Genomic DNA, 26,169 nt, shown 5'->3' with positions numbered 1-26,169 from the left:
TCACATCTCCACACTTCCACATTTTCAAATTTTAAAATTCTTACTCCTTCTTCGCTGCCAGCGTAAACCCAATAGTGGTACCCACCCCTTCCGTGCTGCGGATATGGATCGTTTGCTGATGGGCTTCAATAATATGTTTGCAGATCGCCAGTCCCAGCCCGCTGCCGGTAACATCCATACTGCGCCCTGTTTCGGTGCGGAAAAACCGCTCAAAGATCCGGGGCAGGCTTTTTTCGGCAATCCCAACTCCATCGTCACTGATCTCCACGAGGATCCGTTTGTCGTCCGTTTTATAGATCCCCGCTTTAATACTGCCATTAATTTTTCCATATTTAATGGCGTTTTCCAGCAGGTTGATTACTACCTGGCGGATCTTTTCCTTGTCGGCATTTACCATAATGGGCGCCTCACAACCCTTTTTAATGCTGAAGTGGATATTTTTTTGTTCTGCTTTAATAGAAATACCTTCAAACGAGTCTTTCAGCAGGTCCTGTATGATGAAGTTCCGTTTTACAATGGTAATTTCCCCGCGCTCCAGGCTGGAGATCTCATCCAGATCCTGTAGCAGGTTGGTGAGCCGCTCTATATTGGTTGCTGTTTTTTCGAGGAACTTTCTGCTGATCAGGGGATCAATCATATCCCCGGCTAAAAGCGTTTCTACATAACTCTGTATGGCAAACACGGGGGTTTTAAACTCATGAGACAGATTTTGCAGAAACTCCCGCCTGAATTCCTCGTTGGCCTGCAGGGTAGCCACCTTTTGCTGGTTTTCCTGCGCCCAGTTCTCCACATCTACGGCCACTTCATCCAGGCTTTTTTTGGGAAGGATAAATTTATAATAGGTTTCCTGCCGGCGGGTGGCCTTAGTTTGATAAATAAACTTGTAGATCACCTTAATCTTCCGGTAAATAAACCGTTCCAGCACCACACTAATAAGAAGGTATCCGCCAGCCAGCACCACAAAAAAGGACACCACAGCGGGCTGCCATTTTTGCTCAAAAATATAATCAATAAGGCTAATGGGTGCGGCCAGGCCCAAAGCCGTATAAAATGATAATTTTCTTGGCGAAAGGTTTTTAGGGTCAAACATAATCAATCCATTAAAATCAGTCCCGGATATTACACTTCAAACTTATAACCGACCCCTTTCACCGTTGTAATGCAATCCAGCTCCAGTTTTTGCCGGATCTTCCGGATGTGCACATCAATAGTGCGGTCGCCTACAATCACATCATTTCCCCAGATGGCATTCAGGATCTCATTTCGTAAAAACACACGCCCGGGTTTCAGGGCCAGCAGGTACAATAATTCAAATTCCTTTTTTGCCAGGATGATCTCTTTGTCGCCGTTTAATACTACAAACTTTTCCGGGTCGATGGTTACGGGGCCAACCTTGATGATCTTGCTGTCTTCTTTATGGATCCGTCTTAACAACGCATTTACCCGGCTCAGCAGCACTTTCGGGCTTACAGGCTTGCTTACATAATCATCGGCTCCGGTCTCCAATCCGCGGATCTGGGTAGATTCATCATTTAATGCCGTCAGGAACATGATGAGCGTATCTTTAAATGCAGACTGCGCCCGCAATACCTGGCATACCTGCACCCCGGTTTTCTTGGGCATCATCATATCCAAAACAATCAGGTGCGGTTTTACCCGGTTTGCCTGGTCAATGGCTTCCTCCCCGTCCTTTGCAGTGGTAACATCATAACCCTCCTTTGCCAGGTTATATGATAAAATATCGAGGATATCCGGCTCATCATCCGCCACCAGAATTTTATACCCTTTATGTTCCATTTAACAGAAATTTAAAGCAAACCTAACCGTATTTTTTTGATATACGGCCTTTTGCCGCCAGGGATTGTTTAGAGTTAATAATAAATTAATCTAATCATCATCCTAAAATAATATCCAAAACGGCGCATTGAAACAAGCCCTGCATCATGGTATAAATTTTGTATGATTTTTAACCAAATATTCTTATCCAGGCCATGTAACTTGTGACTTATGTATATAAAGAAGTTTATTCCCTTCCTTTTACTGCTGCTATTGGCTGTTCAGGCGGATGCACAAAGAAGATCAAAACGGAAAAAAAAACGTGAACCAGCTCCTGTTGTTGCTGTTGTAGAAACCATTCCGGCCTATACACCCGCCATGATCCGGTTAAAATTGCATGAGACCATCGATGCCGATCAAAAAGCACTATTAGCCAGTGATGGAAAAGAAGACGCCGTGCTAAAGGTATCTGCAGATGAACAGACAAACGCTGCGGCTGGCGATGCCGTTGCTAAACAGGTAGACTGGCTCCAATATAGAATAGAAACAGATCCAACTATGGATCAAAGACTTAAGGCAAATTACCTCTCGGGAATCTCTGAAATCCTCCGCTATGTAAAAACGGGCTGGAGACGGGGCGAAGTGGACGCCGCCTACCTGCCCCAGATCATTGCCGCCTACAAAAAATGTATAGAAGCAGACCGCGGCAGGCAATCGATCGCTCCCGTAATCCGCCCCCTTCCCTATGATGTTGTATATACGGCTATTTTGCCAAGAGTTTTTAAAGACAATACCGGCTACAAGGATACGAAAGATATTCTCCTGTTGAAATTAAGTGAACGCTACCCCCAAAAGACCTTTGCCGCATTAAGGACCAACCCCGAATCGCCCCATGCCGACAGCCTGATACGGGTAATGGCGCATAAATATCCGCAACAGCTGTATGATTATGCCCAGGCCAATAACAAACTGAGCTACAAGATCCAGAATATTGAAGACGATGCCCTCATCAAAAGCATCGTGGGTATGGCGCGGAGCGATAACAAAAGCGGACAGTTCTATTTTCCGTTCCTGGACCTCATCTCCTCCGGAAAATTGACCATCGGGGACATTGACGCCGTAAAAGACAATCCCGTAAAATATTTCCGGTTACTGGTGAAAACCCAGATCGAATACTCAAAACGTGCTGCTGCAGGAGATACAGCCATCGGATACCGGAGCCTTTTGGGCAAACTGGAACAAAAAGCCAAAGACGAGTTTGTAGCCCCCATTAATGGGCTGCACGAACGTCCGGATGCCATTCGTTTCCGGGCCATACAGCCGCTTACGGCGGAAGAATTGTACTACGTGGCCGTGCTCACCAATGGCCTCATCTATACCAGCAGCTATACAAACGGGGTGTACCCCCTGATGATGCGAAAAGCAGGAAACAAAGGAGACGAATTGCTTAAAAATCTCAACTTTGACCATTACCGCAAATTCATCAGCCAGGCGGCCTCCTATAATACGCTAAAAAACTTCTTAAGCACCTTCTCCGACAAAGAAGACACAAAAAAACTGATGACTTCCTTTGTAAGTAACCTGGAAAAAACTGAGGGGCTGGAAGATGGAGTGGATGTAGCCGACTCCTATGCAAGCGTTTATGAAACCTTACCCGAACTGGCCGGCCAGATGCTGAAGGATGTAAAAACGAACCTGGCCCGCAACAGGCAGACGGGCAATAAGAAGGGGGAGGCGATTTACAACATCCTCAACTATCTCTTCCTTTCGGCGGATTCCTCCAACCGGATCGATCTTACCAGGGAGTTGCGGATACCGCCGGTATATGACATCAGCTTTAATGCCCTGGCCAACGACAAAGGAACGGTAATCAGCCAGGTATTCTTTTATGGCGACCAGGATGGCCGGAATATATTCAACGGGTTTCTGAATATGTTTAACCCCGCCAACTGGAAGATTGACCGGAGCAACAAACAATGGGTAGTGATCAAATCGACCAGGGGGAACCCCGTTTCTATTTATGCCAACCGGCCGCTGAATGAGCTAAAAGGAGAAGACGATAAGGCCCAAAGAGCACTGAACGCTTACCTGGAAGAGCACGATCTTTTTCCTACCGTTACCATTCACCGTGGACACAGTTATTATGCACCAACCACTATCGATTATATGGCACCCAGCTCCAAATTGGTATTTATGGGTTCCTGCGGAGGGTTTAACCTCATCGACTCCATTTTACGAAAATCGGAAGATGCCCATATCATTGCCTCCAAGCAAATTGGGAAAACCGCTATCAACAAACCCTTCTTTTTATTGTTAACAGAGAAACTCCGCACAGGAAAAGATATAGAATGGATTCCTTTTTGGAAGGAATTTAAAGGCCGGGCCAATGTTCCGGGGTTTGAGGACTATATTCCGCCTTATAAGAACCTGGGGGCAATTTTTATAAAAGCTTATAAAAAAGAAACCGGGGAAACCGATATCTGATCTTTTGCGTCTTGATTTTGTTAAAAGATTCTGCAAATGGCCTTCCTCAAAAAAATGGAAGTACTTTTGCGGCAGATTAATTTTTATTGTCAAGCATTATTCATGAAACCGACATGATTAAAATTTTCATTATCCTGTGTGATAAAAATGAAAATTTTAATCATCAAAGGTTACATCCGACCGTTAAAACCATATAAATTTAAGGATGAAAAGACTGGCGTTAATTTTTGGGGTTATTCTTATAGGACAAGGCACTATTTATTCGCAATCGGAAACCGGAGCTGTTCCGGAATACTCGGTACCCATTACCCGGCAAAAAAAGCATGAGGACATCGACAAAATGCAGCAGCTGCTGCTGGGTAGCGATGGAAAAGCCGATAACAATTTTTCTTTTAACAATGACGAGCAGGCCAGCCAGGTTGCCACCAAGGCAATTACTACAAAAGTAGACTGGTTGCAATATGAAATTGAAACCAACTCCGGCATCGATAATCGTATGAAGATTGGCTACCTTTCCGGATTGGTGGCCATTTTGAGTCACATGCGCACCGGTTGGCTGAAAAAAGATGTGCGTCCTTCGCATTTTGACCAGATCATAGCGCTTTATAAAAAACTAATTGATGTAAATCAGAAAAAGGAATCGCTGATTCCCTTTATCACTTATTTTCCTTACGATATTGTATATACCGCCTCCCTTCCCCGCATATTTGAGGAAAACCCCAGCTACAAACAAATAAAAGACATCCTGCTGGTAAAATACTGTAAACAATACCCCGAAAAAACATTTGTGGCACTTACTGACTACCCCGATGCCCCCATGGCAGACAGCCTTATAAAGGCTGCGGGACGCCAGTATCCGCAACAGCTTTATAACTATGCCCAGGCCAATAACAAATTAAGTTACAAAATTCAGCGCATTAATGATGATCAGTTTGTAAAAACGATTGTATCAATGGCCCGGAGCGATAATAACAACGGGCAGATTTATTTCCCTTTTCTCGACAATATTGTAAAAGGGAAAATAACAACAGCCCAGCTGGATGCTGCCAAAAATGACCGTTATAAATACTATCGCCTATTGGTGAATACGCAAATTGACTACGCCCGGCGGGCACTGAACGGGGATACCGCTGTTGGGTTTGCAGACCTTACCGAACGCCTGGAACGTAAGGCTTTTGATGATTTTGTTGATGAGATCAACGGCTTGCATGAATCCCCAAATGCCATCCGGTTTAAATGCCTGCTACCCCTGAATGCGCAGGAACTGTATTACCTGGCGGTATCTACCTATAAAGACAATCTCATCTATACCAGCAGCTATGTTAGCGGGGTATACCCGGAAATGATGAGTAAGATCAACAACCGGGGAGACTCGCTCCTGCTGAGCGTTACTTTTGACCATTACCGTAAATTTATTAGCCAGGCCGCGTCTTACAATACGCTCAAAAGTTTCTTCACCACCTTTAAAAACGATGCAGACGCCCGGGACCTGATGACGGCATTTGCAACCGGCCTGGAAAAATCGAAAGGCCTGGAAGATGGTGTGGACGTGGCCGATTCCTATGCCAGCCTTTACGAAACCCTCCCGGACCTGGCAAGGCAAATGCTGGGCAACATTAAACGAAACCTGGAGGCAAACCGGCGCAATGGCAACCAGCGGGGCATTGCCATTTATACCATCCTTTCCAAACTATTCTTATCCGCCAACCCCGCCAACAATATCGACCTCACAAAAGAACTCGGCATTCCGCCCGTGTATATGGTGCCGTTTTCGAACCTGACCAATGAAAAAGGCGAAGTGATTACTCAAATGTTTTTTTACGGGGACGAGGACGGAAGAATGGATTTCGACATTTTTGTTCGTACCTTTTCCGGCGACCCCAAATGGAAGGTGGATCAGAGCAACAGCAAATTTGTAGTGGCAAAAACAACCAGCGGAGCCCCCGTTTACGTATACGCTAACCGGCCCCTGCCGAATGAAGAAGACCAGGATTTTGTGGCGCAAAATGCGATGGAAGATTACCTGGAAAAAAACAATTTATCGCCCACTGTAACTTTTCACCGGGGTCATAGCTATCATGCCATGACCAGCGTTGGTTATGTAAGTCCTACCAACCGGGTAGTATTTTTGGGCTCCTGCGGCGGCTTCAATCTTATTGACTCGATCCTGCGCAGGTCTTCCGATGCACATATTATTTCGTCCAAACAAACCGGCTACCGGGATATTAACCTGCCTTTTATCCGGATCTTCCTCGAAACACTGAGAAACAAAAAGGATATTGACTGGATCCCCTTCTGGAAAACATTCAGAGCGGCAGCGCATATTACCGGTATGGAAGACTATATTCCTCCCTATAAAAACCTGGGAGCGCTGTTTATCAAAGCATACAAAAAAGAAACCGGCGAAGAGGACATTTAGGAATGTGGAAATATGCGAATCTGAAGATTTGAAAATGAAGATCCCGTTATTGCCTGGTGACCTTTCCTCCATTCGATATTCACAGATATCAGTGGTTAGCTATTCGATGTCTGACATTGAACCCTAAACAAATCCAAGGTAAAAGATGGGTCCTGAATGGTTAAGAGATCACTGAGTGTAAAGCGAAATCTGACTTCAAACTTGAAACCTGAAACCTGAAACAAACTATTGTTTCCACAGCTGTACCCCGCCATCAATACCATCGATATTAGAAACGACAGACATATTTTCCTTTAGCTCAAGCGTTATTTTTTTTGCCAACCCGCCGCCGATAAAAAGATGATCGTAATTAAATGTTGTTTGTAAAATCTTCAGTACCGTGTGCAGCCTTTTGTTCCACTCCTTCTTCCCCAGATCGTCATACGCCCGTTGACCAATATACTGGTCATAAGTTTTATTATTAACGGAGGGATGCTGCCCGATTTCCAGGTGCGGCAAAAGCTTTCCATCCAGGAAGAAGGATGTGCCAAAACCCGTTCCCAGCGTAATCATCATTTCGAACCCCTTGCCGGAAATACAGCCAAGCCCCAGCATATCTGCATCGTTAACCACACGGGCCGGTTTTCCAAGCGTTTTTGTTAGCAGTGCCGCCAGATCAACCCGGTTCCAGTATTGGGAGCCCAGGTTGGGCGCAGTATATACCGTATTATTGCGCACATAACCCGGGAAGCCGGCGGACACCCGGTCATACCTGAAACCCTTTACCAGCTCTTTTATGGTATGCACCAAATTATCGGGCGTAGCAGGAACGGGCGTAGGCATTTTCGTATATTCCTGTACGATTGATCCCCGCGCGTTGAGGGTGCAGCCCTTTACCTTGGAACCGCCAATATCAATCGCCAATGTTATGGATGCCATATGCATTTTCGTTTTAGACGCAGGAAAGATATACAAGTTTACGGGTCTTTTTCGAAAAAAATTGTCCCTGGAATAATTATCTTGCAGCCCCATGGCAGATTCAAAAAAGGCCTTTTTTGACGTTTCAAAGGTCAGGCGGGTTTTTCAATACGCAGCTCCGTATAAGAAAAAATTTTACCTGTCTGTAGTACTCGCCATCCTGTTGGCGCTGATCACACCGGTACGTCCGATGCTGATCCAGCTTACGGTGGATGAATACATCACCCATTCCGTACCCCGGATGGTCATTTATGTAACGCTGATCCAGCTGGTGATCATCTTCATTGAAACGGCTATGCGCTTCTCCTTCTCTTTTACCACGGCATGGCTGGGACAGGCTGTTGTAAAAGACATGCGCGACTCGATCTATAAAAAGATCCTGCGCCTGAACCTCCGACAGTTTGACCGCACTCCGATCGGAACCCTTACCACGCGCACCATCAATGATATTGAATCCATCAACGAGATATTCTCCGATGGATTGATCCCCATTATTGCCGATCTGCTCTCTATCATTTGTGTACTATTGTATATGTTCTGGATCGATTGGAAGTTAACGCTGATTGCGCTTATCCCGTTTCCCATCATGATTGTTGCCACTTATTATTTTAAGGAAAGCATCAACCGCTCTTTCTTTAAAGTGCGGAATGCCGTAGCGGCACTGAATGCCTTTGTTCAGGAGCACCTGTCTGGCATGACCGTGGTACAGGCCTTTCACGCAGAAAAAAAGGAATTTGAAAAATTCAATGCCATCAATAAACAACACCGCAATGCCAATATCCGGTCCATCTTTGCCTACTCGGTCTTTTTTCCGGTAATTGAAATTGTTTTGGCCCTGTCTATAGGACTGGTAATCTGGTATACGGCCCGGGAGGCTCTTGAATTAAAACAGGGCCAGCAGGGAGTGATCGTTTCTTTTATCCTTTGTCTGAACCTGCTTTTTCGCCCGCTGCGGATGCTGGCCGACAAATTTAATACGGTGCAGATGGGCATTATTGCCAGCGACCGGGTCTTTTCCGTTATGGACAATCCCGATACCGATGTGCCGCCGGCAGGAGGTTACCAGGATCCTCAGCACCGTGTTGCCGGCGCCGTCAGTTTTGACCAGGTTTCTTTTGCATATACAGACGAAAAATGGGTATTAAAAGACCTCAGTTTTCATATCCAACAGGGAGCAACTGTAGCCATCGTAGGACATACCGGGAGTGGCAAAACCACGATCACCAACCTGCTGAACCGTTTTTATACCATCCAGAAAGGAACGATCAAGGTGGATGGAAGAAATATTCTAACTTTATCACCCGAATACCTGAGAAAAAATATTGGGGTGGTACTGCAGGATGTATTTCTTTTTTCCGGCTCCGTTCTGGACAATATTACGCTCAGGAACCCGGGTATCTCCAGGGATCAGGTTATTGCAGCTGCAAAAATGATCGATATGCACGATTTCATCATGCGTTTGCCGGGTGGGTACGATTATAATGTAAAGGAACGCGGGGCTACATTATCGCTGGGTCAGCGGCAATTGCTTTCCTTTATCCGGGCGCTGCTGTACGACCCCTCCATCCTGATCCTGGATGAAGCTACTTCCTCTATTGACACGGAAAGCGAACTGCTTATTCAGAAAGCCACCGAAACCCTGGTAAAAGGGCGCACTTCCATCGTTATTGCCCACCGGCTCAGCACCATCCGCAGGGCAGATACCATAATGGTGCTGGATAAAGGCGTACTGGTAGAAATGGGCTCCCACGAAGAGCTGATGCAGAAAAACGGGTTCTACGCACGCTTGCACAAAATGCAGTTTGAGCAACAGGAAGTCCGGCAAACCCCGGTTTGACGACAGTACCCGGTATTTTTAAAACACCGCGGCTTCTTATTTTCCTCATAAAAAAAAATTCGGGCCAAGGCAACCCATCACTGAAAATTGCTGTATATATTCATATATAAACCATTTCGTAATCTTATTTATTTTGTTTGTCAGTACCTCCGAAGACCGAGTATAACCTGCCAAGTATTGTAGGTGGCTGTAAGTTGGGCGTTCCCTCCTGGCAGAAGCGGTTGTATGAGCAGTATTTTGGATTTGCGCTTTCGATATGTCTGAGGTACACCGCATCAAAGGAGGAGGCGCTCGAAATGGCGAATGATGGCTTTGTAAAGGTGTTCAGGGGCATTGCTCATTTTCAGGAACCGGAGGATCCAGCGCTTTTATCAAAAATTTTTATGAGCTGGTTAAAAAAAATAATGATCCATACAAGTATCAACCATTACCAGGCTGCTAAAAGAAAAGCAGACCGGGTAAACAGCCCCCCGGAACAGCCGGAAATGCAGACCTCCGGAAGTGCAGCGGATGATATGGCGTACCTGGATCTGGTAAAGCTGATCCAAAGGCTAAGCCCGGCCTACCGGGCCACTTTTAGCCTCTTTGCGATTGAAGGATTCAGCCACGAAGAAATAGCAAAAACATTGGGCATATCGGTAGGCACATCAAAATCCAACCTGTTAAAAGCCCGTAAAAACCTCCGGGATATGCTGGAGCAGCTAAATGAGTAAAAAGTTTTCAAATATGAACGATGAAGAGTTGGATAAACTCTTCCGCGATGCAGCCAGTCGTTTTCAGCCACCGGATGTTCCGGAAGGTGCGTGGGAAGCGTTTTACAGAACAAAAATGCTCCCGGTAGAAAAAAGCGCCGAACCACGCCGGTTTTTTATGCCCCGGCGTTTCTGGCAGCTGGCGGCAGCCTGCCTGCTGCTGGCCCTGACGGGCCTGGTATGGATCCTGCGGCAACAACCGGCCCCGGGGCCGGGCGGAAGCCGCTCCAGCGCCCAGATCGCTACCGGTATTTTTGAAAACCAATCAGCAGGGCCGGTTATCGTTCCAGGTAACAACGAAACGGATAATGGCTCTTTGAATACAAACCGGCCGGATTTGGCAGCCACGCTTTCTGAGTACAAAGAGCAACCAGCGGTCAATAACAACCGGGTATTTATTGACGCGCTGCAACATGTTGAAGCCCGACAAAAACATCCGGCGCCGGACACCGTAAAACCAGGGAGTCCCTCCTTTTCGTTGCGCGATAAACCGGCACAGAAACCAACCGGCCAGCGCGCCTTGCCCGGGTACTATAACCCGCCAGATGCAGTAGAAACACCCCGGACAAGAAATGCCGGTGGCAGGTGGCAGGTAGGGTTGCTGGCAGGCTCCAACCTGGGAATGGTCCGGGGAGGCGTTTCAAAAAAGCCGGGGTTAAACGCGGGTTTGCTGGTGCAAAAAAAACTGGGGCAATCGCGGTTTTCGGTAGAGTCCGGGGTGCTGTATGAATCCATGACCTACGCGGTAAACAATGAAGACTTTAACCCCAACGGTAAGCCCGTGTCGTCAAAGGTTTCAAATATAGAAGGATCCTGCAGCATGATCGATGTGCCGGTAAATGTGCGTTATGATGTAGTAACATCCCGGAAAAACAAGGCCTTTGTCAGCACCGGGGTTTCCCCCACTGTGATCCTAAAACAAAGTTACGTGTATGATTTTGACCGGGGCGAAGGGCCGGTACCTGTAACAAGAGATGTATCCGGGAAAGGAAAAAGCGTTTACGCTGTGGCCAACCTTTCCATCGGCTACGAGCAAAAATGGGAGCATGTGTCGGTACAAATTACTCCCTATGTAAAAATACCGATGGGCGAAATAGGATATGGCAACCTCAGCCTGGGTGGGGTTGGTACACAAATTTCCATCAAAAAAGACTTGTAATGCAGTAGCATACGAACATATAATCCTCTTATTCAACTTAAATCTGTTATCATGAAAAAAAAGCAATTTTTTTCTACAGGGATCTTATTGGCTTTTACGACCCTTGTTCTTACCAATTGTGGCGGTGATAAAGAAAATGCAGTAGATAACCCACCGCAAGCCGAAGCCTGTGCCGGCATTAATGCAAAATTTACAAGCGATGTGCTTCCCCTGATCAAAGCAAACTGCCAGAGATGTCATAGCACCGGAGGCAGCGCCCCCTTTGCGCTGGAAACCTATGACCAGATAAAATCAAGAGCCAGCGATATAAAAACGCAGGCAGTAACCACCAGCAACATGCCAAAGGGCGGACCCGCTCTCACGGCAAGCGAAAAAAAGATACTGGGATGCTGGATCGATAATGGAAGTCTAAATAACTAAAATCATGAAAAAGGGAAAACGGGTTTTGCTATTCCTGTTGGCGGGCATACTGCTGGGTGGCGGTTATGGTTATTACCAGTATAACAGGAAGCCACCGGATGTAAAAACGGAACGGCCCCAAATTACCACAGATGCTCCGGCGCTGGTGGCCGCATTCAACACCGATGAGCCTTCTGCAAACCGGCAATACCTGGAAAAGATCATTGCTGTAACCGGCAAAGTTGCCGATGTAAAAATTGACACAGCCGGGCATGCAACGGTTTTCCTCAGTAGCAACGACCCGATGGTCGCCGTTACCTGCAGTTTTTACGATACAGAGACCACCGCAGTAAAAAAACTGACCGCCGGCCAGCAGGTAACTATTAAAGGAGTCTGTACCGGCAAACTGATGGACGTGGTGCTCAACAAATGCAGTATTGTTCAATAAAAACTTTTAAGATGAAACAACTCGCCTTCACCATTTATATTCTTTTTATTTCCCTTGCATCAGTATCGGCTCAAAAATATTTTACAAAAACCGGCAATATCTCCTTTGAAGCGGGAACGGCACTGGAAGACATTGTAGCCACCAATAAGGCCGCAGCCAGTGTGCTGGACGCTGCAACCGGGCAAATAGAGTTTGCGGTGCTGATAAAGGGCTTTGAGTTCCGCCGGGCGCTTATGCAGGAACATTTCAATGAAAACTACATGGAAAGCAACAAGTATCCCAAGGCCACATTTAAGGGAACCATTGTCAATATCCGGGAAGTTGCTTTTCAAAAGCCCGGGAGCTATTCTGTTACTGTAAAAGGCACCCTGGAAATACATGGCGTAAAAAAGGAGATTACAACCATCGGATCTATTAAAGTTTCGGGCAACGCGATACAGGCCCTTGCAAAGCTACCCGTTGCCATCAGCGACTATAAAATCGCAATACCCGGTATTGTACGCGATAAAATCGCCAAAACGGCAACGGTATCTGTCAATTGTAACTATTCCCTATTAAAATAATGCATCAACCGAAAACCAAACCAATATGAAATATCTGATAATAGCAACGCTTCTTTTTACGGCGCCGGCGATCCGGGCTCAGGATAAAGACCTTCTGGGACTGATCGATTCTACCGGGCCCGGACAAAAAGAATATGTAACCGGTGCTTTTAAATCGAGCAGGGTCATCAATGGGCATTCTATAGAATTTATTGGCAAACACGTGCTGGATGTACGCATCCTGCATCGCTTTGGCAGGGTCAATGATGGTATCGGTGAATTTTTTGGCCTCGATGAGGCCAGCATGCGCCTGGGGTTTGACTATGGGCTGGGCAAAAATCTCACCATTGGTGTAGGCCGCAGCACCGAAGGCAAGGAACTGGATGGGTTTATAAAGTACCGGCTTATACAACAGGCCACCGGTGCAAAAGGAGCAGCCCCGGTTTCCGTAGTGCTGGCTGCAGGATCTGCGCTCACCACCCAAAAACTGGCTGCCGATGCAAAATATACCGATACCAAACACCGGATGGCGTACTACAGCGAGCTCATCATCGGGCGAAAGTTTACAGAGGCGTTCAGTTTCCAGGTAGCGCCCACTTATGTGCACCGAAACCTGGTGCAGGACCCCACTGATGACAACGATACCTATGCATTAGGAATCGGCGGCCGGCTCAAGCTGTCAAAAAGGGTGGCATTCGTTGCCGACTATCATTATGTTGTTTCTGGTCTGAACAAGGACATCTATAAAAACCCCCTTTCCCTGGGATTTGATATTGAAACCGGCGGACACGTATTTCAACTCCATTTCTCTAACTCTACCGGCATGAATGAGAAGGCCTTTATTACCAATACTACCGATAGCTGGGGCAGCGGAGAAATCCGTTTCGGATTTAACCTGTCGCGGGTCTTTTCCGTTGGAAAAAAGAAAAACACGCCCGGTTCTTAATTCCACACATTTTTTAAACCTTTAATACAAAAATTATGAGATCCTATTATTTCACGTTTCAATGGAAAAAGCTTTTGTTTCCCGGTTTATTGGCATTTGCTATCCTGCTTATTGCCCGTTGTTCCAGCGATGACAGCTATACCCCTCCGGCCCCGGTAATGCAGGTAAAACTGGCCAACAGCGCTTCACTGGGCGATTTCCTGGTCGACAAGGATGGCCGCACGCTCTACTTTTTCGCCAACGATTCGGCCACGGTAAATACCTGTCAATCGGCAGGCTGTAAGGCGCTATGGCCCATCTTTTTTGCTGGCATTACGCCACAAACTATTGGAAAGGGGTTGGATATCAACGACTTTGATACTATTGGCGCCGGCGCCTCCATGCAACTGGCCTACAAAGGACGACCCCTTTATTATTATGCCCCCTCCTCGAACGGCACCAATAAGCCCGAAGCAGCCGGCCAAACCCTTGGAGAGGGCGTTGGAAATAACTGGTTTGTGGCAAAGCCCGATTATACGATTACCGTTACCAACGCGCAATTGGTAGGCGCCGATGGTAATAAATATGACTCGGCCCTGACCCTCATCACCAACAATAGCAAAACCCGCTACCTTACGGATGCCCGGGGTAATACGTTATATGCCTTTACTGTTGACAAACTAAATACCAGCAATTGTACCTCGGCCGGTTGTTTGGGCACCTGGCCGGTTTACGTAATGGATAAAATTGTGGTTCCTTCCTATCTGAATAAGGCCGATTTTACAGTAATTACCCACCCTTCCGGAAGCAAACAACTGGCTTATAAGGGATGGCCGCTTTATTACTACGTGGGAGATAATATGACCATGGGGCTCAATAAGGGGGTTTCTGTAAGTTACCCGAGGTGGCCGGTAGTAGTACGAAGCCGCACGGCCGCTCCCGCGCCCTGATCCACGATGCAGAGGTTCGATAGGTTTATATACAAGCCGTCTTCTAATAAAATTGAGGGCGGCTTTATTCGTTTTAGCCGCAGCGGGAAGCAATACCCGGGAAATTTTTAAACTTGCGGTGGTGAAGGACGAAAAAAAATACCCTGAGGAAGATCCTCCTTTACCCATTTTACGGGAACCAGCCTGATGAAGGACAGCCTGATGATGAAAAGGGCCAGGATCACTTATAAACGTTTTCCTAAATAACTTTTATGGATGTTTTTGACGCAGAACTGCTACGTTTTTGGTATGCGCTCAATAATCGGAAAGTCAGATACATAGGGTCTGCTGTTTAAGTAAGACCGGTACCCTTATTTTTTTTCCACTTTTGCCCCGATCAATCGGGGTACAAAAGTGGAGCAAAAGATCTAGTCCGCCACAAGGCAAATTCCGCCCTATTGTGATCGGGTACTACTGAATATTTACTGAGGGGCGGAACCGATAAAATCTGTGTTGCAGGCCTGGTTATGACAGCCTTCCTGCTGCAGCTTTTTGAGGCTTCTCATCGGCGTCATAACCGCCATTCCACTTGATTATATCTTTTGCTGTGCGGCGGACGGCCCCTTCGAGGTTGTAATTGCTTCTTTAGCATGATCGAGGTTATCGCTGCAACAAACGGTGAAAGTTACATCGATTAAAGCATAGAAATTCAAAAGCTGAGCGTCGCTGCGGCGGACCTACCACTTTGTACTAAAGCCAATAGAAGCACCCATCCGGAATTCCCGCGGAGCGGGATAACCTCCCGATTCGAGTCGGGACGGGGCCCTTTTTGTCCCGATGGCGATCGGGATTTTTGGGCAAACAAAAAGGCTACAAAAAAATTTAGTGCAAGGGTTTTGCGGGGTTGGCTGCATTTTGCTTGCACCATTCTCACTCCTCGACAACCAGAACCTATTGTCTTACAGTCTAATTTGCTTGAGTACCGGTTAAACAGCAGGCCCTACATAATGATGGGTGGTGTGGCTACAAATTTCAGAAAAGCCTATGAAGACTACTCTGGAGAAAACCTTTACATGCTAAAAACAATGCAGATTGTTCCGGGCTGGACCTATATTTACCTGAATAACGGGTACCGGATCGACCTGATCATTCAAATGAAGGGATTGGAAGGCTATTCCCTTGAGCAATGTTATAAACTTGCCGGAATTGCTGAAATTGACGATGTTAAAGTTCCTTTTCTCCACATCAACCACCTCATCGCCAATAAAAAAGCGGTAAATCGCCCCAAGGACCAGATCGATGTCATTGAACTGGAGCGGATCAAAAAAATCCTTGAAGAAGATGCTGCGGGCCCCCAAAAACTTTAAATACCCGCCTGCAAATTCCCTTTTTTATTGATTTCAGCCTTATCTTTGCCGCAAATTTCAGAGCAGTATGGGTTTTAAATGGTTCAAATCCTTTATGGTAGCGGCTTTAAGCCTTTTTTTGGTGTCTTCGGCACAATCCGTTTTTGCACAACATGAGGAGCCTGCAGAGGGAGCTGCCACCGAAGAAAAATTTAACCCGGGCGAAGCCATCCTCCACCATATTGCCGATAGCCATGAGTTCCATTTCTTTAGTCTAAAGCACGATGACGGCACCGAAACCCATGGCACCTTGCCGCTCCCTGTGATCCTGTACTCGCCTCAAAGAGGTTTTTCCGCCTTCATGTCTTCTAATTTCCACCACGGAGCCGAAGTTTATAACGGTTATAAACTGGAGCATGATAAGATTGTAGCGGTAGATGCCAGCGGAAACCTTGACGAATCGGTAAAAGTGTATGATTTTTCCATGACCAAGAACGTGGTGCAAATGCTTATTGCCCTGATAATACTGGTATGGCTGATGATCAGCATGGCCAAAAAATATAAAACCGGCCAGGGCGTTACTTCGGCGCCCAAAGGTTTGCAAAATGCCATTGAACCGGTAATTACCTTTGTACGGGATGATATTGCCAAACCCAACCTGGGGCCCAAATATCAAAAATTTCTCCCCTACTTATTAACTATCTTCTTTTTTATTCTCATCAACGCTATCCTGGGTATGTTCCCGGGCTCTGCAAACGTAACGGGCAATATCGCATTTACTGCAGTTTTAGGCCTCATTGCTTTTCTTGTAATCATATTTAATACCAACGGGCATTACTGGCAGCACATATTCTGGTTCCCGGGTGTTCCCCTTCCGGTTAAAATATTAATGATCCCGGTGGAGCTGATGGGCGTATTTACCAAGCCATTTGCCTTAATTGTCCGTCTGTTTGCAAATATGACCGCGGGGCACATTGTGATCCTCAGCTTTATCAGTCTTATTTTTATTTTCTCCGAAATGTCCAGGGTAGCAGGTGTTGCCTTTACACCGGTGTCCATCGCATTTGCGGTATTTATCTATTTAATTGAAATACTGGTGGCTTTTATCCAGGCATATATTTTCGCAAACCTGACCGCCATATTTATTGGAGAGGCCATTGGCGATCATCACTTTGAAGAGGATGTGCAGCCCCACCATTAATAACGTTTTTTTTAATCAATATAAAATCAGAGTCATGAGTTTAATGAACACTTTGTTGGAAGTAAGCGGAAGCTGGTCTCACTTTGGTGGTGCTGTAGGCGCAGGCCTGGCAGCTATCGGTGCCGGTATCGGTATCGGCCAAATTGGTAAAGGCGCTACAGAAGGTATTGCCCGCCAGCCGGAAGCAGCTAACGACATTCGTGGTGCTATGATCTTATCTGCAGCCTTGATTGAGGGTGTTGCCCTGTTTGCGGTAATCGCAGGCTTATTGGCTGTGTTGAAGTAATAGCTTCACCAAAACAATTTACTGCATCTAAAGCAAAGGGCGGCGGATGCAGTATTTTAAGTTCTTTTTTTTATGCTATCAGCTGCGGTATAGGTGGCGCCGGTGTTGCGTCGCACTCTTCAGCTGTTGAATATAAATCAACAAATGGTTTACAGGTTGAAAGGTTAATCAGTTTACACGGAAGGCCTTTTCAACTGGTTCACCTTTCAACTTTTCAACTTTTATCAATTATGGGATTACTTACTCCTGATCTTGGCTATTTCTTCTGGATATTCGTGGCGTTCGTTGTGGTGTTTCTGGTGCTTAAAAAATTCGCATGGAAACCGATCATTAAATCGTTAAATGAGCGCGAGCAAAATATTGCCGGGGCTATTGCTTCCGCCGAAAAAGTAAAAGCAGAAATGGCACAGCTGCAAAGCGAAAATGAATCCTTACTGGCTAAAGCACGTGAAGAACGGGCGCAACTGCTTAAAGAAGCCCGCGAAACAAAGGACAAAATCGTTAATGAAGCTAAGGAGCAGGCCAAAGCTGAAGCCAGCAAGATCATTGCCGATGCACAGCAGGCCATCAACGCCCAAAAAATGGCGGCACTTACAGACGTGAAAAATGAAGTAGGCAAGATGGTGATCGAAGTAAGTGAAAAAGTGCTGAAGCAACAGCTTGCGGGGCAAGACAAACAGGAAGCCTACATTAATAGCCTGGTAAATTCCATTAAACTGAACTAAGCCGGTTCGGGAATCGTTTTTTACAGTTGATATTTTATATTCGTTATTTTACATTTAAGATATGCCTAATCCCCGTTTAGCCTCCAGATACGCAAAAGCCCTGTTAGACCTGGCCAAAGAAAAAAACCAGGTAGCAGCCGTATTTGCAGATGTACAGTGGCTGCAGGCGGTGTGCAAAGAAAGCAGGGAGTTTGTAAGCCTGTTGCGCAGCCCCATCATTAAGGCCGATAAGAAAAAGAGCATCGTGGAAGCCATTACCGCCAACCACATTGGCGCTATGACAAAAGGCTTTGCCAGCCTGCTGATCTCCAAAAACCGGGAAGCCATTCTTCCGGAAATCCTGCCGGCATTTATAGCACAGTACAAAGTGCTGAACAATATCCACACCGTAAAGCTAACCACCGCCGTGCCGGTAAGTGATGCGGTAAAAAATAATATTATTGAACAGGTGAAAAAAGCATCCGGTCAGCAAAACATCGAGCTGGAAGCAACCGTTAACCCCGATATCATTGGTGGCTTTGTGTTGGAAATGGGCGATAAAATGGTAGATGCCAGCGTTAGCTATGATCTAAAGGCCATCTCCAAGCAGTTTAAGAATAACGACTTTATCTATAAAGTGCGATAGTAACATTATCACTCAAAATATCAAAGCCCTGTTCCAAAAGAACGGGGCTTTCTTTTTTGATTTAATATTTTACATTTCCCCTACTGCAGCTGTTCCAGATGCTCTATCCGTTCCTCCGGCAGCAATAAATGTGTTTGGATGCCCAGCTCCTGCGCCGCAGGCAGGTTGGTAAAGCTATCGTCAATAAACAGCGTTTCCGCCGCCCTGATCCCCGCATCTTCCAGTACAAAAGCATAGGTAGCAGTATCCGGCTTCCGGCGTTGGATGTCGTGAGAGTAATACGCCTTCTTAAAAAATGATTCCAGCGAGGGATAAGCCGTTTCTTCCTTCAGCGTTTTTGAAAAATGATCATAGTGGATCTGGTTGGTATTGCTGAGTAAAAACAGGCTGTATTTGCCGGCAAGCGGTATTAAAAAATCAAGACTGGGCTTGCGGTAATCCAGCAGCATGGCGTTCCAGGCCTGCTCCAGCTGTGCATCCGGAACGGGCTTCCCCAACAGGCTCCGGAGTCCCTCATAAAATGCAGGAGCCGCAATCAACCCTTTCTCCAGCTCCTGAAACACGGGGGCAGCTGTATACTGTGAAAATTTGTTTTCAAAATCCTCAAATCCCAATGCTTCAAATGCAGCAAATGACCGCTTAAAATCCAGATTTAGTAATACACCGCCAAAATCAAAAATTACATTTTTAATCATGGTTCAAAGATAGGTTTTTGTAAGGGTGAAACATTTTTCGCCCTTGCAGCCCCTATCTTTGCCGGCTAATAAATAATTATGGCTACAACAAAAATTACAGTAAATAATAATGGTTCGCTACGGATCGAGGGAGATTTTGAAATCGTAGATAAAGAAGGCAATCCCTACGATCTGGGTGGAAGGGAAATAGTATCGCTTTGTCGCTGCGGAAAATCGGCCAACAAACCCTTTTGCGATGGCAGCCATAAAGGCCATTTTGAACACGAAGCCATTGCCTTTGCCCTGCCCCCAAAGAAAACAGTTTAAACCGGGCTACTGCCTAATTTTGCAGCATGTACACATTAAAAAAGTCATTGGGTCAGCATTTCCTGAAAGATGACAATATATGCAGGAAAATTGTAGCAGCTGTTGCCGGTGAAAAACCCGAACAGCTGCTGGAAGTAGGCCCCGGCGGTGGCGCTATTACCCGCTACCTGGTACAATTGCCGGATATTTCTTTTAAGGCTGTAGAGCTGGATGCCGAAAAAGTGCAATACCTTACGGCCACTTATCCGGAGCTAAAAGACAAAATCATCCATGAAAGCATACTGGATATTGCCGTTCCCTTTGAGGGCCTGTTTCATGTAGTGGGCAATTTTCCCTATAATATTTCTACACAAATCCTTTTTAAGATACTTGATTGGAAGGAACAGGTTCCGGTTATTACCGGGATGTTTCAAAAAGAAGTGGCGCAGCGGGTGGCTGCTGCACCCGGTTCAAAGATTTATGGCGTTATCAGTGTTTTGATACAGGCTTTTTATGAGGTTGATTACCTGTTTGATGTAAGCGAGCAAGCTTTTAACCCGCCCCCCAAGGTGAAAAGCGGTGTAATCCGGCTTAGAAGAAGGCAAACAACCGAACCCGTAAAGTCGGACCGGGCATTTACCGTACTGGTCAAGGCGGCCTTTAACCAACGAAGAAAAACATTGCGCAATGCTGTTAAACCCCTGTTTGATGAGGAGGCATTGAAAGACGATATTTTTAACAAACGCGCCGAGCAATTATCCGTCAGCGATTTTGCGGCGCTCAGTTTTAAAATGAAATGATCCGGCCGCTATTTATTGCCGCATCGTTTAATCAGTTTATTCCATTTATTTTACATAAAAAATATTGATGAAAGAGAAAGTGATCATTACGGGAAATGCACATCCTATACTGCAGGAAACCCTTGCCGAAAAAGGGTTTGAGGTTAATTACCTGCCCAAAATAACGTATGAGGAACTGATGGCGCAGTCCCACGATATTACCGGCCTGGTATTGACCACCCGCATAACAGTTGATAAAAACCTGATCGATGCAGCTCCCTCTCTTAAATGGATCGGGCGCCTGGGCAGCGGCATGGAGCTGATTGATGTACCCTATGCACAAAGTAAAAATATTCTTTGCGTAAGCAGTCCGGAAGGTAACCGCAATGCCGTTGCAGAACAAAGTTTGGGCATGCTGCTGATGCTGCTCAACAAAATGAACATTGCCGTTCCGGAAGTACAGCAGTTCACCTGGAAGCGGGAAGAGAACCGGGGTACCGAGCTTACCGGAAAAACCGTGGGCATTGTTGGTTATGGCAATACCGGCTGGGCCTTTGCCCGCCTGCTGCAACCCTTTAATGTAACGGTACTGGCTTATGATAAATTCAAAAATGATTTTGCTCATGATCATGTAAAAGAAGCCTCACTGGAACAGGTTTGCCGCTATTCGGATGTGATCAGTTTCAACGTGCCGCTGACCTCCGATACAAAGGGTATGCTTACCCTGGAGCTTATGAAAACCATGCAGCAAAAACCCATTATCCTTAATGCCAGCCGCGGCAAAGTCATTCATCTCCCCACCTTGAAAGAAGGGCTGAAACAAGCGCTCATTTCCGGTGCCTGTCTGGATGTGCTCGAGAATGAGAAGCTGGATACCTACACTCGGGAAGAAAAGGAAACGTTGCAATGGCTTCTAAATCAATCAAACGTAATTATAACTCCCCATATTGCCGGCTATAGTCACGAGGCTTTTTTGAAAATGGCTACAGTTCTGTTAAAAAAGCTGGGGATAAAGGAATTGTAACCCTTTTTATTTATATTTGTTTATATAGTTAATGCAACGCTTCAGTTCTGATCTGAGGCGTTGTTATTTTTTTCTGTTTATTCTAAAGTAACAAATATGAGCAGTATACAATATGTAACAAAGGAAACACTGGAGCAAATGAAGGAAGAGCTGCAACACATGAAAGGTGTGGAACGCCCGGCTGCCAGCAGGGCCATTGCGGAAGCTCGTGAAAAAGGAGACCTCAAAGAAAACGCCGAGTATGATGCAGCCAAGGAAGCCCAGGGCATCCTCGAAGCCAAAATTGCTGCACTGGAAGGCGCGCTGGCCAATGCGCGTGTCCTGGATGAGTCCACTATCGATACCAGCAAGGTATCCATCCTTACCAAGGTAAAACTCACCAACCTAAAAACAAAAAAAGAAGTGGTTTACCAGCTGGTGAGTGAGCAGGAGGCCGATCTGAAGGCCGGAAAAATATCCATCACCTCCCCCATTGGCAAGGGTATCCTGGGTAAAGAGCCAGGTGATGTGGCCGATGTACAGGCACCGGCAGGCGTGATCCAGTTTAAAATTGAAGAAATATCGATATGATTTTTAGCCGGCAGCGGTGCATGACCGATCCTTTCTTGCGTTGCACACTTGTACTGCAGCACTGCTACCAGCTTTTGATCCGCTCCGGTTAAACCGGGGCGGTTTTTTTTAATACTGCCTTACTATCAAAATTTATACCCGACTGAAACTCCGAATCCAACATTTTTCAGGTGGTCTTTTGTTGTTTGTCCTTCCACTTTAGGGGCAAGATCCGTTATCCCCAGCTGCCCCTCTAAACGCAGATCCAGGTTATCAGACAATTCATAACCCGCAAGAAAGTTCACCCCTACATCAATGGGTTTGCCATAAGTAAAGTTTGCCCCGGGAGCGGTATAATAATAATCATCCATTTTGGTATCATTTACAAATTGTAGATTCCCGTTCCATCCCATCCGGAAATCCGATCCGCTGTTAACCCCGGGTGTTTTCCATTTACCACCCAACCCGTATCCCAGATAGGGGCCGGTACCCAAAAGAAGGCTCCGGCGGCCCACCTTCGGACAATAAATAATATTAACGGGCATTTCCAAATAATACGCGTTTGTATTGAGCTTTACCGCTTGTCCGTTCTTATATCCTTTTGTTGAAAACAGCAATCCCGGTTCGATCCGGAACAAGTGGCCCAACGGTATCTCCGCATCTGCACCTCCTTTAAACCCGGCTCTGATGGTTGAATTAGTCGGTTTTCCATTTACCACTGCCCATACATTGGTAAAATTAACACCGGCTCTTACGCCCCATCTAACCTGTGCTTCCGTAAAAAAGCAAAGGCCCGGAAAAACAAGCAGAGCAAGGATAATCAGGTTCCTCTTCATAGGGGTTTGATTTGATAAAACAGTTTAGATAATACCGACCTTAGTGATGATTTATTTTCGTTTAAATTGCCGCAGCTATTTTGGCAAACGGCTCCTGTTTCAAAAATAACCTATTTTGTACCTTTACCCTAAAATAAGTCAGATGACCATCTTTTCAAAAATCATTGCGGGAGAAATCCCTTCCTATAAAATCGCCGAAAGCGACAAATTCATTGCTTTTTTAGACATTATGCCTTTGCGCAGGGGCCACACCCTTGTAGTGCCCAAGATAGAAGTAGACAACCTGTTTGATGTACCGGATGAATACCTTTCGGAACTGCTGGTATTTGCAAAGCCTGTGGCAAAAGCCATTGAAAAAAGCTTCAACTGTAACCGCTGCGGCGTAAGCGTGGTAGGCATCGAAGTACCGCACGCCCATGTGCACCTGATCCCGCTCAACGATGCCAATGATGTCAATTTCCTGCAGCCGAAACTCAAACTATCCCCCGAAGAAATGAAGGAGGTGCAGGAGCTGATCGTATCCCATTTACAATAATAGTACCGGTATAGCGCCACTCAATCCTTATCCGGGCAACAGGAATATCGCCGGAGGCGATTGTGTAAAACATAAAAAACGGCATCTATTATATTATACCCGAAAAGCGTATATATGGTAAATTCCCTTAAATGGCTGGCTGTTTTATTTTTCGAAGTTACGTTTGCCAATGGGCAGCCTGCTGCTAAATGCTGTTACGATATAAGCCGAATCCGATCGGCCCAGCAGGTAGCGCAATTACTTGGAAGCATTGACAGTCATTATAAGAACTTTAAAATACCGGCCGTCCTTACATTTACAGACAGCGATTGTCAGCACATAGCGGACAGCCTGAAACTAACGTCTTGGTCAAAGGCCGATCTTGACAATGATGGGCGGCCCGATCTGCTGATTATTACTAATCAGCCGGATCATACCATCCTCTGTGTCCTTAACAAAGGCAACCGCTATGAACTAAAAACACTGAACCGGCATACAAGATCCTCGTCCTGCAGCTTTCCGGTTATCAGGCACAATGGTAAAACCACGTACATAAAATATATCCGACAACCGGACCGCGGCACTCTTAAAGAGATCACTCACTTCAGCCCCATAAATATTATTTTTAAATATGGGGACTTTATCGAAGAAAATCCACAGCCCGCCGCACACACTATTCAAAAAATAGCATACTCCACATCCGGTGCTTCTGTTACATTTCGAAACAGCCGACTGGTCATTGATGCCCGTTGTTCGGCCTCCCTGGATGATCATTCTTCCGGCACCCTCCGGCCGGCGGAATTTGCAGCGCTCTGCAGCCTGCTCAATTACATAAGCTTTGAAAACCTATATGAAGACTACAGGGACCTGGCATCAGACCTGGTAACAGCCATCATCACCATTACCTATGACAACGGAAAAACCAAAACCATTACAGACTATGGCATGACCGGAACGCTGGGGCTAAACCTGCTCTATCAAAAACTGGAGTTGCTTAAACGCTCCATCCGGTGGAAGGAGCAGATCACCCCTCCCGGGCACCGGCTTATACCGGTTTCAGCTTCGCCGTAAAATGCCGTAACAACGGTGCTTCATATACGATCTCATACCCTCTTAGCTCCTGTCGTTTCCTAAATACATCGATGATGATCTCTGCCACATAGTCGATATGACTTTGCGTGTATACCCGGCGGGGAATAGCCAGCCGTACCAGTTCCATCGGCGCAGGGATCAGGGATCCGTCCGCTGCGTATTTTCCAAACATCAGCGAACCGATCTCCACACTGCGGACGCCCCCTTCTATATACAAGGCATTGCTCAACGCCAAACCAGGATATTGCTGCAATGAAACCTGCGGCAGAAATGCCTTCGCATCCAGGTAAACGGCATGGCCACCACCGGAATTATTGGTAATGGTGATGATGCACATGGCGATATGAGCAGCACCTTTCTCTTTGATAGTTGCTTCCAGCGCCACAAGGTTTATATTGCCTTTAAATGGTGCTATGGTAGCGGGCTGACGCCCCTCTTCCGTCAGCAGATCGATCAAAACATCGTCTGCGTGTATCATAAATGGGTTATAAAAGGCCTGGGCTAAAATACCGGTGCGTTGTTCTTTTGTAGTGAACCGTAAGGGTTCCACCGATTTAATACGAAACGGTTCAATAATGGTTGCTGCCATACACTGTTTTTGGGAGTTATCAATAAAAATGGATCAGGGGCATGGAAGCCGTACCCAAAACAGGCAACGTTTCCCGCAGGATTGCGGGAACTAAGTAGGATTTTTAATTACTTTTTGCCAAAGTGGAAGCATATACAATATTAAGAAAATTCCGGTAAAAGCGGCGGAGGCAACCTGTTAGGTCTTAAGACCTAACAGGTTGCCTCCGCCGCCAGGAAATTAAAATGATTCATCGGCGCTGGGGCCATAGCTGCCGGGGATGGGCACATCGAGCAGGCGCAGGAACACGCCCAGCTGTGCCCGGTGGTGGATGGTTTGGTTAATGCTCATCCGTATTACATCCAGTTTGGGATTTACACCATAGATCTTATCGCCTTCGCGGAGGGTCCAGGCATCATCCAGCTTTTTTTCATTTTCGGGATCGTTCAGGTATTTCTCCGATTTTGCAACCTCCCTTTCAAAAATTTCCAGCAGTTCCTTTCGGTCTTTTACTACCGTGGGCTGATAAGGGAATGCTGCAAAATCCAGTTCGGATGTTTCAAAGGTCATGGCCGGCCAGCCGGGCAGCTCTGCTATATGCGTGGTCAGCTGCATCAGGCTCATACTTTTGGGGTGCGGTTTCCAGTCCCATTTATCTTCAGGAACAATGTTCAGGAATTTCCGTGTGGTTACCATTTCATTGTCAAAATCCTTTTTTAAAATCGCTAATCTTGTCATGATTTTTGTTTATAAAGTAAATAAATATTTAAGGCGGGCGGGCTCACAGGTTACAACAATTGTTCCGCTTCATAACCATGGTACAACATACAATTTCTGACCAATGCTACATCAAAGGTGCGGGGGGCTTCCACACGCAGTATATGATCACAATCTTCGAGATCGAAATTTATTTTTGCCGATGGCAACAATGCTTTCAATTGCATCTTCAGCAGTTTTGCCACCGGCGGCCCCTGCACATTTGTTTTAAAAACTTCAACCGCGGTTTTCATCTGTCTT

The 26,169-nt window shown here is 46.1% G+C and carries 29 protein-coding genes; 21 read left to right on the top strand and 8 right to left on the bottom strand.

Features of this window, described 5'->3' with window-relative positions; genetic code table 11:
- Positions 1 to 40: 40 nt before the first annotated feature.
- Complete coding sequence (locus GGU45_RS08600; protein WP_435223818.1) at positions 41 to 1,090, bottom strand: sensor histidine kinase; 1,050 nt, start codon at positions 1,088 to 1,090, stop codon at positions 41 to 43.
- Between the two features lie 29 nt (positions 1,091 to 1,119).
- On the bottom strand, positions 1,120 to 1,797 hold the full coding sequence (locus tag GGU45_RS08595) for a response regulator (RefSeq protein ID WP_435223816.1): 678 nt from the start codon (positions 1,795 to 1,797) through the stop codon (positions 1,120 to 1,122).
- A 210-nt stretch (positions 1,798 to 2,007) separates the two neighbouring features.
- Here GGU45_RS08595 and GGU45_RS08590 point away from each other — a divergent pair, with 210 nt between their 5' ends.
- Together GGU45_RS08590 and GGU45_RS08585 are read left to right on the top strand one after the other, a co-directional pair.
- Positions 2,008 to 4,260, top strand: coding sequence for a hypothetical protein (locus GGU45_RS08590; protein ID WP_435223814.1), 2,253 nt, complete (start codon positions 2,008 to 2,010; stop codon positions 4,258 to 4,260).
- A 205-nt stretch (positions 4,261 to 4,465) separates the two neighbouring features.
- A complete protein-coding gene (locus GGU45_RS08585; protein WP_435223812.1) occupies positions 4,466 to 6,679 on the top strand; it encodes a hypothetical protein in 2,214 nt (737 codons plus the stop codon).
- Positions 6,680 to 6,904: 225 nt separating this feature from the next.
- Here GGU45_RS08585 and GGU45_RS08580 read toward each other — a convergent pair whose 3' ends face one another.
- Positions 6,905 to 7,597 (bottom strand): ROK family protein, encoded by a 693-nt coding sequence (locus tag GGU45_RS08580; protein WP_435223810.1) that lies wholly within the window; start codon positions 7,595 to 7,597, stop codon positions 6,905 to 6,907.
- Positions 7,598 to 7,688: 91 nt separating this feature from the next.
- Between GGU45_RS08580 and GGU45_RS08575 the strand changes: the two genes are divergently transcribed.
- The 13 genes from GGU45_RS08575 (at position 7,689) to atpH (ending at position 18,810) form a co-directional block, all read left to right on the top strand.
- Positions 7,689 to 9,473 (top strand): ABC transporter ATP-binding protein, encoded by a 1,785-nt coding sequence (locus GGU45_RS08575; protein ID WP_435223809.1) that lies wholly within the window; start codon positions 7,689 to 7,691, stop codon positions 9,471 to 9,473.
- Between the two features lie 137 nt (positions 9,474 to 9,610).
- Positions 9,611 to 10,186, top strand: a complete 576-nt coding sequence (locus tag GGU45_RS08570; protein WP_435223807.1) for an RNA polymerase sigma factor — start codon at positions 9,611 to 9,613, stop codon at positions 10,184 to 10,186.
- A 13-nt stretch (positions 10,187 to 10,199) separates the two neighbouring features.
- Entirely contained in the window at positions 10,200 to 11,384 is a 1,185-nt protein-coding gene (locus GGU45_RS08565; RefSeq protein ID WP_435223805.1) for a porin family protein, read from the top strand.
- Positions 11,385 to 11,435: 51 nt separating this feature from the next.
- Entirely contained in the window at positions 11,436 to 11,804 is a 369-nt protein-coding gene (locus GGU45_RS08560) for a hypothetical protein (RefSeq protein WP_435223803.1), read from the top strand.
- 4 nt (positions 11,805 to 11,808) lie between these two features.
- Positions 11,809 to 12,231 (top strand): OB-fold protein, encoded by a 423-nt coding sequence (locus tag GGU45_RS08555; RefSeq protein ID WP_435223802.1) that lies wholly within the window; start codon positions 11,809 to 11,811, stop codon positions 12,229 to 12,231.
- 11 nt (positions 12,232 to 12,242) lie between these two features.
- Positions 12,243 to 12,794 (top strand): YceI family protein, encoded by a 552-nt coding sequence (locus GGU45_RS08550; RefSeq protein WP_435223800.1) that lies wholly within the window; start codon positions 12,243 to 12,245, stop codon positions 12,792 to 12,794.
- A gap of 25 nt (positions 12,795 to 12,819) precedes the next feature.
- Positions 12,820 to 13,719, top strand: a complete 900-nt coding sequence (locus tag GGU45_RS08545) for a DUF5777 family beta-barrel protein (protein WP_435223799.1) — start codon at positions 12,820 to 12,822, stop codon at positions 13,717 to 13,719.
- Positions 13,720 to 13,754: 35 nt separating this feature from the next.
- Entirely contained in the window at positions 13,755 to 14,648 is an 894-nt protein-coding gene (locus tag GGU45_RS08540; protein WP_435223797.1) for a COG4315 family predicted lipoprotein, read from the top strand.
- A gap of 986 nt (positions 14,649 to 15,634) precedes the next feature.
- A complete protein-coding gene (locus tag GGU45_RS08535) occupies positions 15,635 to 15,994 on the top strand; it encodes a hypothetical protein (protein WP_435223795.1) in 360 nt (119 codons plus the stop codon).
- Positions 15,995 to 16,061: 67 nt separating this feature from the next.
- Positions 16,062 to 17,174, top strand: coding sequence for a F0F1 ATP synthase subunit A (gene atpB, locus GGU45_RS08530; RefSeq protein WP_435223793.1), 1,113 nt, complete (start codon positions 16,062 to 16,064; stop codon positions 17,172 to 17,174).
- Positions 17,175 to 17,208: 34 nt separating this feature from the next.
- A complete protein-coding gene (gene atpE / locus GGU45_RS08525; protein WP_008586479.1) occupies positions 17,209 to 17,460 on the top strand; it encodes an ATP synthase F0 subunit C in 252 nt (83 codons plus the stop codon).
- Between the two features lie 230 nt (positions 17,461 to 17,690).
- Entirely contained in the window at positions 17,691 to 18,185 is a 495-nt protein-coding gene (gene atpF, locus GGU45_RS08520; RefSeq protein WP_435223791.1) for a F0F1 ATP synthase subunit B, read from the top strand.
- 61 nt (positions 18,186 to 18,246) lie between these two features.
- Positions 18,247 to 18,810 carry an ATP synthase F1 subunit delta gene (gene atpH / locus GGU45_RS08515; RefSeq protein WP_435223789.1) on the top strand — a complete coding sequence of 188 codons (564 nt, stop codon included), beginning with the start codon at positions 18,247 to 18,249 and terminating at the stop codon, positions 18,808 to 18,810.
- An 80-nt stretch (positions 18,811 to 18,890) separates the two neighbouring features.
- On the opposite strand, the gene GGU45_RS08510 is transcribed toward atpH, so the two are convergent.
- Entirely contained in the window at positions 18,891 to 19,505 is a 615-nt protein-coding gene (locus GGU45_RS08510; RefSeq protein WP_435223787.1) for an HAD family hydrolase, read from the bottom strand.
- Between the two features lie 78 nt (positions 19,506 to 19,583).
- On the opposite strand from GGU45_RS08510, the gene GGU45_RS08505 reads away from it, so the two are divergent.
- The 4 genes from GGU45_RS08505 to greA all read left to right on the top strand — a co-directional run bounded on the left by GGU45_RS08505 (position 19,584) and on the right by greA (position 22,163).
- Positions 19,584 to 19,811 (top strand): CDGSH iron-sulfur domain-containing protein, encoded by a 228-nt coding sequence (locus GGU45_RS08505; protein ID WP_435223785.1) that lies wholly within the window; start codon positions 19,584 to 19,586, stop codon positions 19,809 to 19,811.
- 26 nt (positions 19,812 to 19,837) lie between these two features.
- A complete protein-coding gene (rsmA, locus tag GGU45_RS08500) occupies positions 19,838 to 20,590 on the top strand; it encodes a 16S rRNA (adenine(1518)-N(6)/adenine(1519)-N(6))-dimethyltransferase RsmA (RefSeq protein WP_435223783.1) in 753 nt (250 codons plus the stop codon).
- A gap of 67 nt (positions 20,591 to 20,657) precedes the next feature.
- Positions 20,658 to 21,593, top strand: coding sequence for an NAD(P)-dependent oxidoreductase (locus GGU45_RS08495; RefSeq protein WP_435223782.1), 936 nt, complete (start codon positions 20,658 to 20,660; stop codon positions 21,591 to 21,593).
- Positions 21,594 to 21,689: 96 nt separating this feature from the next.
- A complete protein-coding gene (gene greA / locus GGU45_RS08490; RefSeq protein ID WP_435223781.1) occupies positions 21,690 to 22,163 on the top strand; it encodes a transcription elongation factor GreA in 474 nt (157 codons plus the stop codon).
- A 125-nt stretch (positions 22,164 to 22,288) separates the two neighbouring features.
- Here the strand turns inward: greA and GGU45_RS08485 are convergent, their stop codons facing one another.
- Positions 22,289 to 22,978, bottom strand: coding sequence for an outer membrane beta-barrel protein (locus GGU45_RS08485; protein ID WP_435223779.1), 690 nt, complete (start codon positions 22,976 to 22,978; stop codon positions 22,289 to 22,291).
- 142 nt (positions 22,979 to 23,120) lie between these two features.
- Between GGU45_RS08485 and GGU45_RS08480 the strand changes: the two genes are divergently transcribed.
- Positions 23,121 to 23,513: an HIT family protein gene (locus GGU45_RS08480; RefSeq protein WP_435223777.1), complete on the top strand. Its 393-nt coding sequence runs from the start codon at positions 23,121 to 23,123 to the stop codon at positions 23,511 to 23,513.
- 114 nt (positions 23,514 to 23,627) lie between these two features.
- Positions 23,628 to 24,563, top strand: coding sequence for a DUF6438 domain-containing protein (locus GGU45_RS08475; protein WP_435223775.1), 936 nt, complete (start codon positions 23,628 to 23,630; stop codon positions 24,561 to 24,563).
- Here GGU45_RS08475 and GGU45_RS08470 read toward each other — a convergent pair.
- From GGU45_RS08470 to GGU45_RS08460, 3 genes are all read right to left on the bottom strand, one after another.
- Positions 24,538 to 25,173 carry a hypothetical protein gene (locus tag GGU45_RS08470; RefSeq protein WP_435223774.1) on the bottom strand — a complete coding sequence of 212 codons (636 nt, stop codon included), beginning with the start codon at positions 25,171 to 25,173 and terminating at the stop codon, positions 24,538 to 24,540. The genes GGU45_RS08475 and GGU45_RS08470 overlap by 26 nt on opposite strands.
- Before the next feature lie 219 nt (positions 25,174 to 25,392).
- Positions 25,393 to 25,890 (bottom strand): DinB family protein, encoded by a 498-nt coding sequence (locus GGU45_RS08465; protein ID WP_435223773.1) that lies wholly within the window; start codon positions 25,888 to 25,890, stop codon positions 25,393 to 25,395.
- Between the two features lie 50 nt (positions 25,891 to 25,940).
- Complete coding sequence (locus GGU45_RS08460) at positions 25,941 to 26,162, bottom strand: hypothetical protein (protein ID WP_435223771.1); 222 nt, start codon at positions 26,160 to 26,162, stop codon at positions 25,941 to 25,943.
- Positions 26,163 to 26,169 lie beyond the last annotated feature (7 nt).

This window comes from Niabella hirudinis (assembly GCF_051201075.1).
In the GTDB taxonomy this organism is placed as follows: Bacteria; Bacteroidota; Bacteroidia; order Chitinophagales; family Chitinophagaceae; genus Niabella; species Niabella hirudinis.
This window is presented reverse-complemented; position numbering and strand designations above follow the sequence as displayed.